Source organism: Bacillus nakamurai, assembly GCF_001584325.1.
Lineage (GTDB): Bacteria > Bacillota > Bacilli > Bacillales > Bacillaceae > Bacillus > Bacillus nakamurai.
Window position 1 is genome coordinate 60,295 of sequence record NZ_LSAZ01000013.1, and the last position, 15,111, is coordinate 75,405.

At 47.2% G+C, this 15,111-nt stretch carries 17 protein-coding genes; 13 read left to right on the forward strand and 4 right to left on the reverse strand.

Annotated features, from left to right (window positions below; genetic code table 11):
• Nucleotides 1–108: 108 nt before the first annotated feature.
• The 9 genes from AXI59_RS07845 (at nucleotide 109) to AXI59_RS07885 (ending at nucleotide 7,956) form a co-directional block, all read left to right on the forward strand.
• On the forward strand, nucleotides 109–1,254 hold the full coding sequence (locus tag AXI59_RS07845) for a betaine/proline/choline family ABC transporter ATP-binding protein (RefSeq protein WP_061527852.1): 1,146 nt from the start codon (nucleotides 109–111) through the stop codon (nucleotides 1,252–1,254).
• A 17-nt stretch (nucleotides 1,255–1,271) separates the two neighbouring features.
• The gene (locus AXI59_RS07850; RefSeq protein WP_061521612.1) at nucleotides 1,272–1,925 is read left to right on the forward strand and encodes an ABC transporter permease; all 654 of its coding nucleotides are present in this window, start codon (nucleotides 1,272–1,274) and stop codon (nucleotides 1,923–1,925) included.
• A gap of 14 nt (nucleotides 1,926–1,939) precedes the next feature.
• Nucleotides 1,940–2,857 carry an osmoprotectant ABC transporter substrate-binding protein gene (locus AXI59_RS07855; protein WP_061527853.1) on the forward strand — a complete coding sequence of 306 codons (918 nt, stop codon included), beginning with the start codon at nucleotides 1,940–1,942 and terminating at the stop codon, nucleotides 2,855–2,857.
• 17 nt (nucleotides 2,858–2,874) lie between these two features.
• On the forward strand, nucleotides 2,875–3,558 hold the full coding sequence (locus AXI59_RS07860) for an ABC transporter permease (protein ID WP_061527854.1): 684 nt from the start codon (nucleotides 2,875–2,877) through the stop codon (nucleotides 3,556–3,558).
• 109 nt (nucleotides 3,559–3,667) lie between these two features.
• Nucleotides 3,668–4,381, forward strand: a complete 714-nt coding sequence (locus AXI59_RS07865; protein WP_061527855.1) for a lantibiotic protection ABC transporter ATP-binding protein — start codon at nucleotides 3,668–3,670, stop codon at nucleotides 4,379–4,381.
• Nucleotides 4,378–5,106, forward strand: coding sequence for a lantibiotic immunity ABC transporter MutE/EpiE family permease subunit (locus AXI59_RS07870; RefSeq protein ID WP_061527856.1), 729 nt, complete (start codon nucleotides 4,378–4,380; stop codon nucleotides 5,104–5,106). Before AXI59_RS07865 ends, AXI59_RS07870 begins: the two co-directional genes overlap by 4 nt.
• A 2-nt stretch (nucleotides 5,107–5,108) precedes the next feature.
• Complete coding sequence (locus AXI59_RS07875; protein ID WP_061527857.1) at nucleotides 5,109–5,879, forward strand: lantibiotic immunity ABC transporter MutG family permease subunit; 771 nt, start codon at nucleotides 5,109–5,111, stop codon at nucleotides 5,877–5,879.
• A gap of 20 nt (nucleotides 5,880–5,899) precedes the next feature.
• Nucleotides 5,900–6,562, forward strand: coding sequence for a response regulator transcription factor (locus AXI59_RS07880; RefSeq protein WP_061527858.1), 663 nt, complete (start codon nucleotides 5,900–5,902; stop codon nucleotides 6,560–6,562).
• Complete coding sequence (locus AXI59_RS07885; protein ID WP_061527859.1) at nucleotides 6,553–7,956, forward strand: sensor histidine kinase; 1,404 nt, start codon at nucleotides 6,553–6,555, stop codon at nucleotides 7,954–7,956. The genes AXI59_RS07880 and AXI59_RS07885 overlap by 10 nt, the downstream gene beginning before the upstream one ends.
• A 16-nt stretch (nucleotides 7,957–7,972) precedes the next feature.
• Here the strand turns inward: AXI59_RS07885 and AXI59_RS07890 are convergent, their stop codons facing one another.
• The 4 genes from AXI59_RS07890 to rghR form a co-directional block, all read right to left on the reverse strand.
• Nucleotides 7,973–9,673 (reverse strand): methyl-accepting chemotaxis protein, encoded by a 1,701-nt coding sequence (locus AXI59_RS07890; protein ID WP_061527860.1) that lies wholly within the window; start codon nucleotides 9,671–9,673, stop codon nucleotides 7,973–7,975.
• Nucleotides 9,674–9,800: 127 nt separating this feature from the next.
• Nucleotides 9,801–10,118: a winged helix-turn-helix transcriptional regulator gene (locus AXI59_RS07895; RefSeq protein WP_061527861.1), complete on the reverse strand. Its 318-nt coding sequence runs from the start codon at nucleotides 10,116–10,118 to the stop codon at nucleotides 9,801–9,803.
• 81 nt (nucleotides 10,119–10,199) lie between these two features.
• Nucleotides 10,200–10,631, reverse strand: coding sequence for a helix-turn-helix domain-containing protein (locus tag AXI59_RS07900; RefSeq protein WP_061521599.1), 432 nt, complete (start codon nucleotides 10,629–10,631; stop codon nucleotides 10,200–10,202).
• Between the two features lie 27 nt (nucleotides 10,632–10,658).
• A complete protein-coding gene (rghR, locus tag AXI59_RS07905; RefSeq protein WP_061521598.1) occupies nucleotides 10,659–11,066 on the reverse strand; it encodes a transcriptional repressor RghR in 408 nt (135 codons plus the stop codon).
• Between the two features lie 196 nt (nucleotides 11,067–11,262).
• Here rghR and AXI59_RS07910 point away from each other — a divergent pair, with 196 nt between their 5' ends.
• From AXI59_RS07910 to rnr, 4 genes are all read left to right on the forward strand, one after another.
• The gene (locus AXI59_RS07910; protein WP_095241444.1) at nucleotides 11,263–11,451 is read left to right on the forward strand and encodes a helix-turn-helix domain-containing protein; all 189 of its coding nucleotides are present in this window, start codon (nucleotides 11,263–11,265) and stop codon (nucleotides 11,449–11,451) included.
• Between the two features lie 121 nt (nucleotides 11,452–11,572).
• Nucleotides 11,573–11,803 (forward strand): preprotein translocase subunit SecG, encoded by a 231-nt coding sequence (secG, locus tag AXI59_RS07915; protein WP_061521596.1) that lies wholly within the window; start codon nucleotides 11,573–11,575, stop codon nucleotides 11,801–11,803.
• A gap of 118 nt (nucleotides 11,804–11,921) precedes the next feature.
• The gene (locus AXI59_RS07920; protein WP_061521595.1) at nucleotides 11,922–12,662 is read left to right on the forward strand and encodes an alpha/beta hydrolase; all 741 of its coding nucleotides are present in this window, start codon (nucleotides 11,922–11,924) and stop codon (nucleotides 12,660–12,662) included.
• Nucleotides 12,663–12,680: 18 nt separating this feature from the next.
• A complete protein-coding gene (gene rnr, locus AXI59_RS07925) occupies nucleotides 12,681–15,014 on the forward strand; it encodes a ribonuclease R (RefSeq protein WP_061527862.1) in 2,334 nt (777 codons plus the stop codon).
• The last annotated feature ends 97 nt before the right edge of the window (nucleotides 15,015–15,111 follow it).

Sequence of the window (15,111 nt, forward strand, 5' to 3'; positions counted from 1 at the left end):
ACTTTTTATTTTATAAAGTTTAATTTATAATGGGAAACGTTCAATTGTCTGAAAAATAAAATATGATTTTAACAAATTGAATAAATTTAATGACGGAGGTGTGGAAGTTTGCTGACATTAGAAAATGTCTCGAAAACGTATAAAGGCGGAAAAAAAGCCGTCAACAGCATCAATTTGAACATCGGCAAAGGCGAATTTATTTGTTTTATCGGGCCGAGCGGCTGCGGGAAAACGACGACAATGAAGATGATCAACCGGTTGATTGAGCCGTCAGAAGGCAAGATCTGTATAGAAGGCGACAACATTATGGAACAGGACCCGGTGGAGCTGAGAAGAAAAATCGGCTATGTCATCCAGCAGATCGGGCTGTTTCCGCACATGACCATTCAGCAGAACATTTCTCTCGTGCCGAAGCTTTTAAAATGGCCTGACGAAAAACGAAAAGAACGGGCGCGGGAGCTTTTAAAGCTGGTGGATATGGGGCCTGAATATTTAGACCGTTACCCTCATGAATTAAGCGGAGGACAGCAGCAGCGAATAGGTGTATTACGGGCACTTGCCGCAGAGCCGCCGCTTATCTTAATGGATGAACCGTTCGGGGCGCTTGACCCGATTACGAGGGATTCCCTTCAGGAAGAATTTAAAAAACTGCAGAAAACCTTACATAAAACCATCGTATTTGTTACCCATGATATGGACGAAGCGATCAAGCTGGCGGACCGGATCGTCATTTTAAAAGCGGGAGAAATCGTCCAAGTCGGAACGCCCGACGAGATTCTCAGGTTTCCGGCGAACGAGTTTGTCGAGGAATTTATCGGCAAGGAACGGCTGATTCAGTCATCCCGCCCTGATGTGGAGCGGGTGGAACAGATCATGAACACCCAGCCTGTGGCGATAACAGCTGAGAAAACGCTGTCCGAAGCCATCCAGCTGATGCGCACCGAGCGTGTGGATTCGCTGCTCGTCGTTGATCAGCAGAACGTCCTGCAAGGTTACGTCGATGTAGAAATGATCGACCGTGAACGTAAAAACGCGGCGCTCGTTGCCGAAGTGCTTGAGCGGGACATTTATACGGTAGTAAGCAGCACCTTGCTGCGCGATGCCGTCCATAAAATTTTAAAACGGGGCATGAAATATGTGCCTGTCATCGATGAAGCCGGATGTTTAACGGGAATCGTGACAAGGGCGAGCCTTGTTGACATCGTTTACGATTCCATCTGGGGAGAAGAAAACCAGCTTGCGGTGATGTCATGAGGAGGCGGAATTGACATATGAATCAGACCTTTCAATTTTTACAGGCAAACGGCGGAGAACTGCTTTATAAAACATGGGAGCATCTGTACATCTCATTAATCGCCGTAGTGCTGGGCATAATGGCCGCCGTGCCGCTCGGCGTCGCGCTGACAAGGATGAAAAAAGGCGCCGGCACCGTCATCGGCATCGTCAATGTCATTCAAACCTTGCCGAGCCTCGCCATTCTTGCGTTTTTTATTCCGCTGTTAGGCGTAGGCAAGGTTCCCGCAATTGCCGCACTGTTTTTCTATTCGGTGCTTCCGATTCTGAGAAATACGTATACAGGCATTCTCGGCGTGAATCAAAATCTGCTGGAATCGGGAAAAGGGATCGGCATGACGGCGGGGGAGCAAATCCGGCTTGTGGAGCTTCCGCTTGCCGCTCCTGTCATCATGGCCGGCATCAGAACATCCTCCATATATTTAATCGGCTGGGCGACGCTCGCTTCCTTTATCGGCGGCGGAGGGCTTGGTGATTATATTTTCATCGGGCTGAACCTTTATCAGCCGGAGTATATTATCGGAGGAGCCGTCCCGGTGACGATAATGGCGATCGCCGTCGATTATGTGCTGGGGCTGACGGAGCGGAAGGTTACGCCAGACGGACTGAAGGACTTGAAGGATGCTTCATAAGGAGGGGCTCTCTCATGAATAGAAAATACAAAACGCGGCTGCTCGGGTTTGCCTGTATCGGCATGCTGCTCCTTGGGGGCTGCTCGCTCCCGGGATTGAGCGCGGCCTCAGAGGATACGATTAAAATCGGCGCGCAAAGCATGACCGAATCAGAAATCATCGCGAGCATGCTGGGCCAGCTCATTGAACACAATACCGATTTAAAAACGACGACAATTAAAAATCTCGGCTCCAACGCCGTCCAGCAGCAGTCGCTGATCAACGGAGAAATTGATATCGCCGCAACGCGTTATACCGGCGACGCGCTGACGGGCACGCTGCGCATGGAGCCTGAGAAAGACCCGGCCAAAGCGCTGCGGCTCGTTCAGCGTGAATTTCAAAACAGGTACCATATGAAATGGTTCGACTCCTATGGGTTTGACAATACATACGTCTTTACCGTTTCCAAACAGCTTGCCCGCAAATACCATTTAGAAACGGTATCCGATGTGAAAACAGAAGCGTCTCATCTGAAATTCGGCGTTGATAACTATTGGATGAAGCTGAGAGGCAATGGATATGAGGATTTCATGAAAACATACGGGATGACGTTTGAAGGCACGTACCCGATGCAGATCGGCCTCGTGTATGATGCGCTGAAAAGCAATAAGATGGATATCGTGCTCGCCTATTCCACCGACGGAAGAATCATCTCCTACGGCCTTAAAATGCTGAAGGATGATAAGCAGTTCTTTCCTCCGTACGACTGTTCACCCGTCGTCCCGGAACGTGTTTTAAAGGAGCACCCCGAGCTGAAAGGCGTGATCAATAAAATGATCGGCAGAATTGACACGAAAATGATGCAGAAGATGAACTATGAAGTCGACGGCCATTTGAAAGAACCGTCCGTCGTGGCAAAGGAATATTTAGAGAAGTACCATTACTTTGAATAACAGAAAGGGGATGCCGGATGGACACGCTGAAAGAACTTTTCACATATTACTCTCAAAACGGCAGCTATGTCCTGTATGAGTGCTGGCGCCATTTTCTCATGTCGGCGTACGGTGTCATATTTGCCGCCGCTGCCGCCATTCCGGCCGGAATTGTCATCGCCCGGTATCGGCGTCTTTCCGGCTGGGTGTTTGCGGTGACGAACGTCATTCAAACCGTGCCGGCGCTTGCGATGCTCGCCGTCCTGATGCTTGTGATGGGGCTCGGCGCCAATACGGTCATTACAGCCTTGTTTTTATACTCACTCCTGCCGATTCTCCGGAATACGTACACGGGCATCGTCAGCATCGAACACGCCTATTTGGAGTCTGGAAAAGCGATGGGTATGACGAAATATCAAGTGCTGCGCATGGTGGAGCTGCCGCTCGCGCTCTCTGTCATCATGGCGGGTCTCCGAACGGCGCTCGTCATTGCCATCGGCATAACGGCAATCGGCACATTCGTCGGCGCCGGCGGGCTTGGCGACATGATCGTCAGAGGGTCGAATGCGACAAACGGAACCGCCATCATTTTAGCGGGCGCCATCCCGACCGCGCTGATGGCAGTGGCGGCAGATCTGTTGATGGCTTGGCTTGAACGGGCTCTCAGTCCGGTGAAGAAAAAGAAAAGAAAACCGTTTAAACCTGTACGATCTGCATCATAATCAATCAGCATTCTTCCTCGCGAAGAATGCTTTTTTCGTTTCTTGATTAAATTTTGATAACTCTGCCGTAAAGTCATTTATATCAAAAACAAAGCGAAGGGGTAATCATATGGGCAACATCATAGAAACCAGACAGTTACAAAAAACATTCGGAAAACATCAAGCTGTGGCTGATGTGTCGCTGCAGGTCAAACGAAACAGCATATACGGGCTTCTCGGTCCGAACGGCGCCGGAAAGTCTACTACACTTAAAATAGTGACGGGCATGCTGAAGCAAACATCCGGCGACGTCTTATTCGACGGCCGTAAATGGAAGCGGGAAGATTTGAAAAACATCGGTTCACTGATTGAATCTCCGCCGCTTTACAGCAACTTAACCGCTGCTGAGAATTTGAAAGTCCGCTGTACATTGCTAGGACTTCCCGATTCAAGGATTGCTGAAGTATTGGAAATCACGGATTTAACGGGAACCGGAAAGAAGCGCGCCGGCCAATTTTCCATGGGGATGAAACAGCGGCTCGGTATCGCTCTGGCTTTATTAAACCGCCCGTCGCTGTTAATTCTTGACGAGCCGACCAACGGATTAGACCCGATGGGCATTCAGGATTTGCGGGAATTTATCCGGTCCCTTCCGGAGCAGGGAATGACAGTTATTTTATCAAGCCATCTGTTATCAGAGGTCGAGCAGATCGCCGACCATATCGGAATCATCAGCGACGGCATTTTAGGTTATCAAGGAGAAATCAGCCGGGAAGACGATTTGGAGCAGCTGTTTTTGGATGTTGTGAAGTCAAGCAGGGAGAAAGCGGGGGCTGCGAAATGATTCGGTATATGCAGGCGGAGCACCTTACATCCAAAAGAACGTTTACCAGAAAACTTGTTGTTCTTATCCCGCTTCTGAACACAGCCTTCTCTTTCCTTCTGAATGCCGCTTATATTATGATAGGCACCTTCAATTGGTGGTCGGTTATTTTCATGCCGTTAATGATCGCTTTACTATGCGGCTTATCTATTAAAAAAGAGAAAAAATCAGCGAACGACCGAGCGGTGTATTCATTGCCTGCGAGCCTCAGAAACATATGGCTGTCGAAAATAGGCGTCATCTCACTGTATTCACTCGCGTCACAAATTGTTTTTTTAGCCCTTATGTTCCTGATGGGGCTTGTTATGCCGGGTTTTGCGGGAGTACAGCCAAAAGGCGTAGAAGCAAGCGCTTTGCTTTGGCTGACGACGCTTTGGGAAATCCCGCTCTGCTTATTAATTGCCAGACAATTCGGCTTTACTGCTGTCATTCTCGTAAATATATTAGCGGCCTTTATTTTCGGTATTGCGCCGGCGTCCGGTTCGTTTTGGCGGCTGAGTCCTTGGAGCTGGCCGCTCCGGGTGATGTCTCCGGTTCTCGGAATTCACCCTAACGGCTTACCGCTTCCTGAAAACAGTGTTTTATTAAGCGGGCATGTTATCATCCCGGCAATCCTTCTGTCTATCATTCTATTTATGGGTCTCAGCATCTTATCTGCTTTGCCCTTTTCAAAAGGAGGACGCTGATAATGGACGTGCTGCTCCGATATATATGGGCTGATGTACTAAAAACAAAACGCACACCGCTCATATGGATGCATGTGGCGGCTCCGCTTTTACTCGCAGTATTTTTCCTTCTTTATATGTATGGAAGGATTCATGAGCCTTTTGCACTCTATCACGTTTATACCGCTACGATTGCCGTGATATACCCGCTTTTGATCGGGATTGTTTGCGGGATGGCTGCCTCTGTTGAGGAACAGGCGGGCCATTTTCAAATGATGCTGGCGGTGCCGCATTCTAAAATCGTCAGTTTCGCCAGTAAGCTTTTGCTGCTGCTTTTGCTGAATGTCTTATCAGTATGTCTTGCGATCGGTCTTTATCTGATCGGACTGAAATTTGTTCTTCATGTACATGACCTCCCTTATCTCGCCTTTTTAAGGGGAGGAGCCTGGCTGATCGCCGGAAGCGTTCCTCTTTATATGCTGTCCTTTTTTGTCAGTATAAATTACGGAACGGGGCCGTCCAGCCTTTTTGGCGGAGCGGGTTTGTTAATGGCGGCTCTGATGAACACGGGATTGGGTGATATTATTTGGCGGTATGTGCCGTGGGCATGGAGTGTGCGGTTGGCCGGGCTTGAAGGGCTGGTGCATTTTGAAAAGGTAAAAAAAGAGTTTCTCCCCTATGTGAGGCACGATATGAGAATCGGAGAAATATTGTTATATTTTGCTATAATCATATTATTCCTTGCCGGTCTCTTTTGGTGTAAAAGATGGGAAGGCAGGCGTTCTTATGAATAAAGACAAAGGGTGATCGCCCGGTGGCAAACATTTTGGCGGTAGACGATGAGAGAGATATTCTCGTCCTCATCAAAAACATTTTACAGCGGGATAAGCACAACGTAACAGTGCTGGAAAAGGCAGAAAATGAGCCTTTAGCATTTTTTCAAGGATATGATTTAATTTTGCTTGATGTCATGATGCCCGGTACAGACGGCATCGAGCTCTGCCGGCGGATTCGGCCGCTGGTAGACAGCCCGATCCTGTTTTTAACGGCCAAGTCGGATGAGGAATCCATCGTAAAAGGGCTTATGACAGGCGCTGACGACTATATCACAAAGCCGTTCGGCGTACAGGAACTAATGGCAAGAGTGAACGCGCACGTCAGAAGGGAGCAGCGTGAGAAACATCAGACAAAAAGGCTGATATCAGGTTTTATGTTTGATTTCAATAATAAAGAAGTATTTATCGGTGACCATCAATTATCCCTTACAAAAAATGAATATAAAATCGTTGAATTTCTGGCACAGCATAAAAACAGAACGTTCTCACGCGAACAGATTTACGATGAAGTGTATGGATTGGACGGAGATGCGCTCTACTCAACCATCACGGAGTTTATCAGAACGATACGGAAGAAATGCAAAGAGCATGGGGCAGATCCTATAAAAACGGTTTGGGGTGTAGGGTACAAGTGGGAATAACGAAGGGGAAATCAAGTATCCGAAAAGAGCTTGTCAAATTCACAATCACCCTGTGTCTGAGCACGATGGGCGTAGCTGCTTTATGCGTCACGCTCAATGCCATTGCGCTGAATGCCGGCGCAATTCTGCCGGCAAACTACAGCGAGCATGCAGCGGAAAACATCAAACCCCGCCTGCAATCAGCAAAAAGCATAAAAAAAGACATGATTCCTGAAGGCATTTCGTACGCCGTTTTTGATAAAAAGAGCAAACGCATGTCAGAGGGAACGATGACTGAAAAAGACGCGTCCAACGCCAGAAAAAAAATTCAGCATCAGCCGTACTTTCATTTTTCTCAGAAAGGGTATATGGTGATTGATCGGAAAAACGAGTATTGCGTCTTGCAATATTCGCTCAGGTCGGAATTTCATTCACCGCTTTTACGGCGCTATCTGCCGAATTATGAACTGACGGGACTTTCCATTCTGGTCGTCATGCTGCTTCTGACTGTTTTTATCGTGACGACACGTTTTGCCAATCAGCTGAGGCGGCATTTCCACACGCTCAGTTCCATAACGGGAAGCATTCAAAAACAAAATTTAAATGTAGATCCGCAGCGCTCCCGTATTAAGGAATTTGACGATGTCATTGACTCGCTGATGAAAATGAAAGACGCGCTCCAAGCTTCTCTTGCGGCGCAATGGGAATCAGAAAGAACAAAAAAAGAACAAATCGGCGCGCTTGCTCATGATATTAAAATTCCGGTAACCATTATTAAAGGCAATGCGGAACTGCTGAGTTTAACAGAGCCTGATGAGGAACAATCGGAATACACCCGCTATATTCTGGATGCCGGAATGAAGATTGAGCAGTATGTCAGGCAATTAATCCAACTGTCAAAAACGGAGGAGGCCGTCTCTGTATATGTGGAATATACAGGCATTAAAGGGTGGATCAAACATGTGCATCGTGATGCTGCTGCGCTGATGGGGCCGAAACGGATTGATCTCATTCTCAGCGAACGGGGCACTGACGGAATAGAAGCGGCAATGGACAAGCACCTGCTTCACAGGGCAATCATGAATATCGTTTCCAACGCTGTTGACTATACGCCCGAAGGCGGAGAAATCTGTATGGAAACAGTGTGCACCGATACGTTTCTCAGCATTGCTGTATCAGACAGCGGCAGGGGTTTTTCATCCGCAGCGCTGAAAAAAGCGACACAGCTTTTTTACACGGAGGATAAAAGCAGACATTCAGCGGGGCATCACGGCATGGGGCTTACGTTTGCCCATAATGTCGTCAACCTTCATCACGGTGAATTAAAGCTTGAAAATAAAGAAACGGGAGGCGCCCGGGCAGAAATCCGTATTCCTCTAAAAACTGTCAAACAAAAACAAGCCCTTCAGATATGAGGGCTTGTTTTTTTGCTTAAATCGTAAATTGCGCCATCCGTTCGTTCAGCTTGTTTGCCAAATCTTCCAGCTCCTCGGCTTTTGATAATACCTGATCCATGGAGTGGGCTGACTGTTCCGTGATGGAAAATGTTTCTTCAATGCCTGCCGCTGATTCTTCGGAAACAGAGGCGATATTTTCGATCGAATGGCTGATTGTAACCGATTGTTCAGTTAACTTCTTCAAACCGCCAGTCACTTCTTCGATGCTTGCAGCCACATCCGTCATTGACCGTTTGATTTGCTGCATTGTGCTGCCGGTGTCTGTAAGGTTTGCTTTTCCTTTTTCTACCTCGGTAAAGCTGCTTTCTAAATAGTGAATGACGGTGCTGATTTCCTGCTGGGTGCCGCCAACGATTCTCGTAATATCCTGGACGGAGCCCCGGACGCCATCGGCGAGCTTTCTGACTTCTTCGGCCACGACAGCGAAGCCTTTGCCGCTTTCTCCGGCACGCGCTGCTTCAATTGCGGCATTTAAGGACAGCAGGTTCGTCTGTTCGGCAATGCCGTTAATGACGAGGACGAGTTTATTAATGTCTTGGGAATGCTGATCAAGCGCCCGTACTTTTTGAACGGATTGCTCGACGATGCTGTGGATGGATTCCATCTGCTTTAACGACGAATCCATATTTTCATTTCCGTTTACGGCTAAATCCAGCACGTTCTGTGATGTGCCGCTGATGGTCATGCTGTGAGAATACGCTTTATCTATCCGGTCTGTGAAATCGTTCATTGTTTCGGAAATCGTGACGGCGTCTTGCGCCTGCTGTTCTGATCCTTCCGCCATTTCGTTCATCGTTTCGGCAATGGCCTGGCTGCCCGACCTTGTTTCGTTCGTCGCAGCCGTCAGCATTTGTGAAGACGAAAGAACATGCTGAGAAATTCCTTTCGAATAGCCGACAATGTCTCTTAAATTTCCGACCATCTGCTGAAGCGCGCCGTTCAGATCGCCGAGTTCATCTTTCGCATTGAGCGCTTCAAGATCATTTGAGAGATTTCCCCCCGCAATCTCGTCGGCAGATTCTTTCATGCGGATGATTGGTTTGACGATTTTCCGGTTGATATAGATCCAGATGAAGACGCTGATAAGGACAGCGGCGGCGAGCAGCAGAATCGTAAACGTGATGCCTTTGCGGTAAATCTGTTCGGATTCATCAACCGCTTTATTGCTGCCTTCTTTGTTTAAATCAACCAGTTCGTTAATATGATCTTTCATGGTGTCAAACTTTGTTTCGGATTGGACGAGCAGTCCTCTTGCCATATCTGTATTATCGCTTTTTCCGCTCTCCACAATTTTCGAGTGAACGTCTTTATATTCCGCGATCTCGCTTGAGAGCGTCTCATAAATCTTTTGTTCCTTCGCGCTGGAGATTGTTTTTTTATAATCGGTGAGACTTTTGTCAATCTCATTCAGGGTCTGATCCATTGATTTCCGGATCGTCTCCAATTTCGTTTTATCTTTGTTAATTAAATACTCTTTTTCTTGAGAGGAAAGGTGCTCTGTTAAATAATCTACCTTTGTAATTTGTTTAATGCCGTCAATCCATTTTGTGTTCATGTCATTTGTCTGCCGGATCAAAAACTGCATATTAAGCGCCCCGAGTCCAGCGGTGAGCATCATAATCACAATCAGTGTGGCAAAAACAAGGCTGAATTTGCGTGAAATCGTTAGCCGCATATCAAATCTCCTTTAAAGTGATGTCGTTATTGTTTATATCGGCTATTGATCCGCTTTTTCTTTAAAAAAGCAAAATAAAAAACGGCTGCCCGTTTTGAGATCAGCCGTTTATTGGCGGGAGAGTTTATTAGGAAGGATCTATCCATTCTGAAGACCATTTAGAAATTTCTCCTAAAATGGGGGCTAACGCCTTTCCCTTATCGGTCAATGAATATTCAATGCGGACAGGCGTTTCCGGAATGACTTCCCGTTTGATCACACCTTCTGTTTCAAGTTCTTTCAGCCTCTCTGACAGGACTCTGCCGCTTAAATTCGGAAGCGCCGCTTCAATTTCGCTGAATCGCTGCTGTCCGTTCAATAGCTGAAAGACGATAAGAGCGACCCAGCGTTTACTCAAGATGTCGACTGCCTTTTCAAATCTGGGACACATTTCTGATTGCTTCATGCTTTTTCACCTCGTCTGTTGCTATTATACCGCAAAATCAGAGGGAAAGTACGTCTGCCGCTTGTTAAGTTGGGGAGTGCATCAGGATGAGGAGGAGGAGGTGGAGGAACGTTTTTTTGCTTCAGCCGCGATAAAATCAAAGTATTTACTGACGCTTTCAATATCTTCTTTTGTGAAGTGCTGCCATTTTCTGCTGTCAAACAGCGGAAGCTGCTCCGCGCCTCTGGCAACGGCCGTCTGATAGATGGTGTAAATGGATTGATAGCTTTCAGGGGCCTCGCGGATTTCCTCCTGAAATGCTTTAATGTGTCCTGCTCTTGCCATTAAATCCTCATACGGGATTTTTAATGTGTCCGCCAATTTTTTGATGGTGGCGGGCTTGGGAATGCCGCGGTGCCCGTTTTCAATTCTGGAAATGGTAGCCGAGCTGACGCCGGAATAGACGGCAAGCTGATTGACCGTTAGTTTTCGGGCGCGGCGCAGCTCTCTTAATTGCTTTCCGAATGTGCTCAATATGATCGCCTCGCATGTGCAGATTCATTATTCTTCATTCGTTCTTTTTTTGGCTTCAGCCGACAAGAACGTGAAATATTTATCAAGCAGGACTAAATCTTCTTTCGACAGGTACTGCCAGTTCTCGTGCTCCAAAAGGGATAAATCGTTCAGCTGATACATTTCTGCTTTTTCAATCAATTGGCAGCTCGTGCCGTATGGAGCTCTCGTTTCTTGAACGGTCTCAATGTATCCGGCTTTTTTCATGAGTTCCTCGTAAGGGATTTTCAGCGCTTCTGCGAGCTTTTTGATGGTTGCCGGTTTCGGCACCCCGCGTTTGCCGTTTTCAATCCGTGAGATTCCGGCTGCACTGACGCCTGAATACGTTGCCAGCTGGTTCACTGTCATTTTTCGTTTTTCCCGCAGTGTCCGTAATTGTTTACCGAAGCTTTCCACAGTCTCTCCCCCTCCCGAACGCTACCTCTATTCTAGTATGTTCGTTGACTAAAGGGAATAGCTGGACTGGAAAAGTATTGACAAAAGTTAACAAAACCCGTATCTTATGTAGTAAGACAGAAAGTATTATACAGAACGGAAGGTGAAGAAAGTGGTCGAAAAGATACAGATCAGAAGAGATTATGTGCTGCAATATATGGTCAATAACGACTACTCGTTAAACCAGCTCGCCCTGGAGATCGGAATATCCCCCGCCACACTGAGCCGCGTACTGAATGGAGAGAGGAGGCCGGGCCAGCTGGTCATCGGAAAGATGCTGTATTATTTTGACATGAAATTTGAGGACCTTTTTTACTATGATTTTGTTGACAAAAGTCAACGATGAAAATTGAATCTCATTTTATTTCAGTTTTTGTGATGTGCTATGTATTGATACGGCGTGACATGCCAATGCTTTTCATGTAAAATAAAAGTAATGTAGGCCAGTCAGTCTGGAGGTGTATGGGATGCACACATTTTTGATTACCTTATTGGTTATCGTCAGTATTGCACTTATTATTGTCGTATTGCTTCAGTCCAGCAAAAGCGCCGGTTTATCGGGTGCGATTTCAGGCGGGGCGGAGCAGCTCTTCGGAAAACAAAAAGCAAGAGGCCTTGATCTGATTCTTCACCGCACAACCGTTGTGCTGGCAGTCTTGTTTTTCGTTTTAACGATTTCGCTAGCGTATATCGTATAAGGCAATGTTTGTATAAGGTCTGATTTAATATCAGGCCTTTTTCTTGTTGAGAGACGGTGTTTGTTTCTCGGCAAACTGTGGAAAACTAAATTGAATGTGCAAAAAAGGGGTTATAATTATGAAAATCGTGACACCAAAACCATTTACATTTAAAGGCGGAGACAAAGCGGTTCTTCTGCTGCACGGATTTACCGGAAATACGGCCGATGTCAGAATGCTCGGACGTTACTTAAATGAACGCGGCTATACTTGCCATGCGCCTCAATATAAAGGGCACGGCGTTCCTCCGGAAGAGCTTGTTCATACGGGGCCGGACGATTGGTGGAAAGACGTTATGGACGGTTATGAGTATTTAAAATCTGAAGGCTATGAAAACATCGCGGCCTGCGGACTGTCCCTCGGCGGGGTTTTTTCATTAAAATTGGGTTACACTGTACCCATAAAGGGAATTGTTCCTATGTGTGCGCCGATGCACATAAAAAGTGAAGAGGTTATGTACAAGGGAGTTCTTTCCTACGCGCGCAATTATAAAAAATTCGAAGGAAAACAGCCGGAGCAGATTGAAAAGGAAATGAAGGAGTTTGAAAAAACGCCGATGAATACGCTGAAATCACTGCAAAAGCTAATTGCCGATGTGCGCCAAAACGTCGACATGATCTATTCCCCGACATTTGTGGTTCAGGCCCGGCATGACCATATGATTAACACGGAAAGTGCAAACATCATTTATAATGAGGTAGAAACGGACGATAAGCAGCTGAAATGGTACGAAGAATCCGGACATGTCATTACGCTGGATAAAGAACGTGACCTCGTTCATCAAGATGTGTATGAATTTTTAGAGAAACTCGATTGGTAACAAACAGGAGGTCGGATAATGGAAAAAGAAGCGTTTATGGACCGCCTTGTCTCGTTCATGAAGGAAGAGGCGTACAAGCCCCTTACCGTTCAAGAGCTTGAGGAGATGATGAATATTACGGAAGCGGAGGATTTTAAAGAGCTGGTGAAAGCTTTAGTGGCGCTCGAGGAGACAGGCCAAATCGTGCGCACGCGGAGCAACCGCTACGGGCTTCCGGAAAAAATGAATTTAATAAAAGGAAAAATTTCGGCGCATGCGAAGGGTTTTGCTTTTCTGCTGCCGGAGGATACCGCTTTAAGCGACGTGTTTATCCCGCCGACTGAGCTGAATACGGCCATGAACGGCGATATTGTCATGGTGCGGCTGAATTCTCAGTCAAGCGGTTCGAGACAGGAAGGAACGGTCATCCGCATTTTAGAAAGAAGCATTGACCGCGTCGTCGGCACATACACAGAAACAAAAAGCTTCGGCTTTGTCATCCCGGATGATAAAAAAATCACGAGTGATATCTTTATCCCGAAACACGCCAAAAACGGCGCGGCGGAAGGCCATAAAGTCGTGGTGAAGCTGACAAGCTATCCGGAAGGCCGGATGAACGCCGAGGGAGAAATCGTTGAGATTCTCGGACATAAAAATGATCCGGGCATTGATATTTTATCAATTATCCATAAGCACGGTCTGCCGGGAGATTTTCCGGCTGAAGCGATGGAGCAGGCAACAAATACGCCGGACACCATTGATGAAAAGGACATAAAAGACCGCCGTGATTTACGAGACCAAGTCATCGTCACCATCGACGGCGCGGACGCGAAGGATTTGGATGACGCCGTCACCGTGACAAAGCTTGATAACGGCAGTTACAAACTCGGTGTCCATATCGCCGACGTCAGCCATTACGTCACAGAGAACTCGCCGATTGATCAAGAAGCGCTGGAAAGAGGCACAAGCGTATATTTAGTCGACAGGGTTATTCCGATGATTCCGCACAGACTGTCAAACGGGATCTGCTCTTTAAATCCTAAAGTCGACCGCCTGACGCTTTCCTGCGAAATGACCATCAATCAGCAGGGGCAAGTGACAGAGCATGAGATTTTCCAAAGCGTGATCAAAACGGCGGAAAGAATGACATATTCAGATGTCAATCAGATTCTCACCGAAGACGACGCCGAGCTGAAAGAAAGATATGAGCCGCTTGTTCCGATGTTTAAAGACATGGAGCGTCTGGCTGAAATTCTCCGGGCCAAGCGGATGAACCGCGGGGCCGTTGACTTCGATTTTAAAGAAGCGAAAGTGCTCGTCGATGATGAAGGCGCCGTAAAAGACGTCGTGATCAGAGAGCGTTCCGTCGCTGAAAAGCTGATTGAAGAATTTATGCTTGTCGCAAACGAAACGGTGGCCGAGCATTTCCATTGGATGAACGTTCCGTTTATTTACCGGATTCACGAAGAGCCGAACGCCGAAAAGCTCCAAAAGTTTTTGGAATTTGTGACGACATTCGGTTACATCGTAAAGGGAAAAGCCGGAGATATTCATCCGCGCGCATTGCAAAGCATTCTCGACGAAGTGCGGGACCGTCCGGAAGAAACGGTCATTTCAACGGTTATGCTGCGTTCCATGAAGCAGGCGAAATATGATCCGCAAAGCCTGGGGCATTTCGGGCTGGCAACTGAATTCTACACTCACTTCACATCGCCGATCCGCCGCTACCCTGATTTAATCGTTCACAGATTGATCAGAACGTATTTAATCAACGGGAAAACGGACGAAGCAACGAGAGAAAAGTGGGCCGAGCGCCTGTCGGAAATCGCTGACCATACGTCAACGATGGAACGGCGCGCCGTAGATGCCGAACGGGAAACGGACGATCTGAAAAAAGCGGAATATATGCTTGATAAGATCGGAGAAGAATTTGACGGCATGATCAGCTCCGTTACCAACTTCGGGATGTTCGTCGAGCTGCCGAATACAATTGAAGGGCTTGTGCATGTCAGCTTCATGACGGATGATTATTACCGTTTTGACGAGCAGCACTTCGCTATGATCGGCGAACGCACGGGCAACGTTTACCGCATCGGAGATGAAATTACGGTCAAAGTCGTTGACGTCAATAAAGACGAAAGAAACATCGACTTTGAAATTGTCGGCATGAAAGGCACCCGCCGTCCGAGAGAAACAACAGGCGACCGCAGAAAACGCGGCAGACCGGCGCGAAAACGTGTATTAAACAGCAATACACCTGCTTCCCCGCCGCCATCAGAAGAAAAAGGGGAATGGTTTACAAAGCCGAAAAAGAAAAAGAAGAAACGCGGCTTCCAAAACGCGCCGAAGCAAAAGCGCAAAAAGAAGAAGTAACAGAGAAAGCAAATAGGGCAAAATGCTCTGTTTGCTTTCTTTCGCAAGCCGCATATTCATTGTCGTTACGCGTTCCTTTTGCTAAAATAGAGCGTAT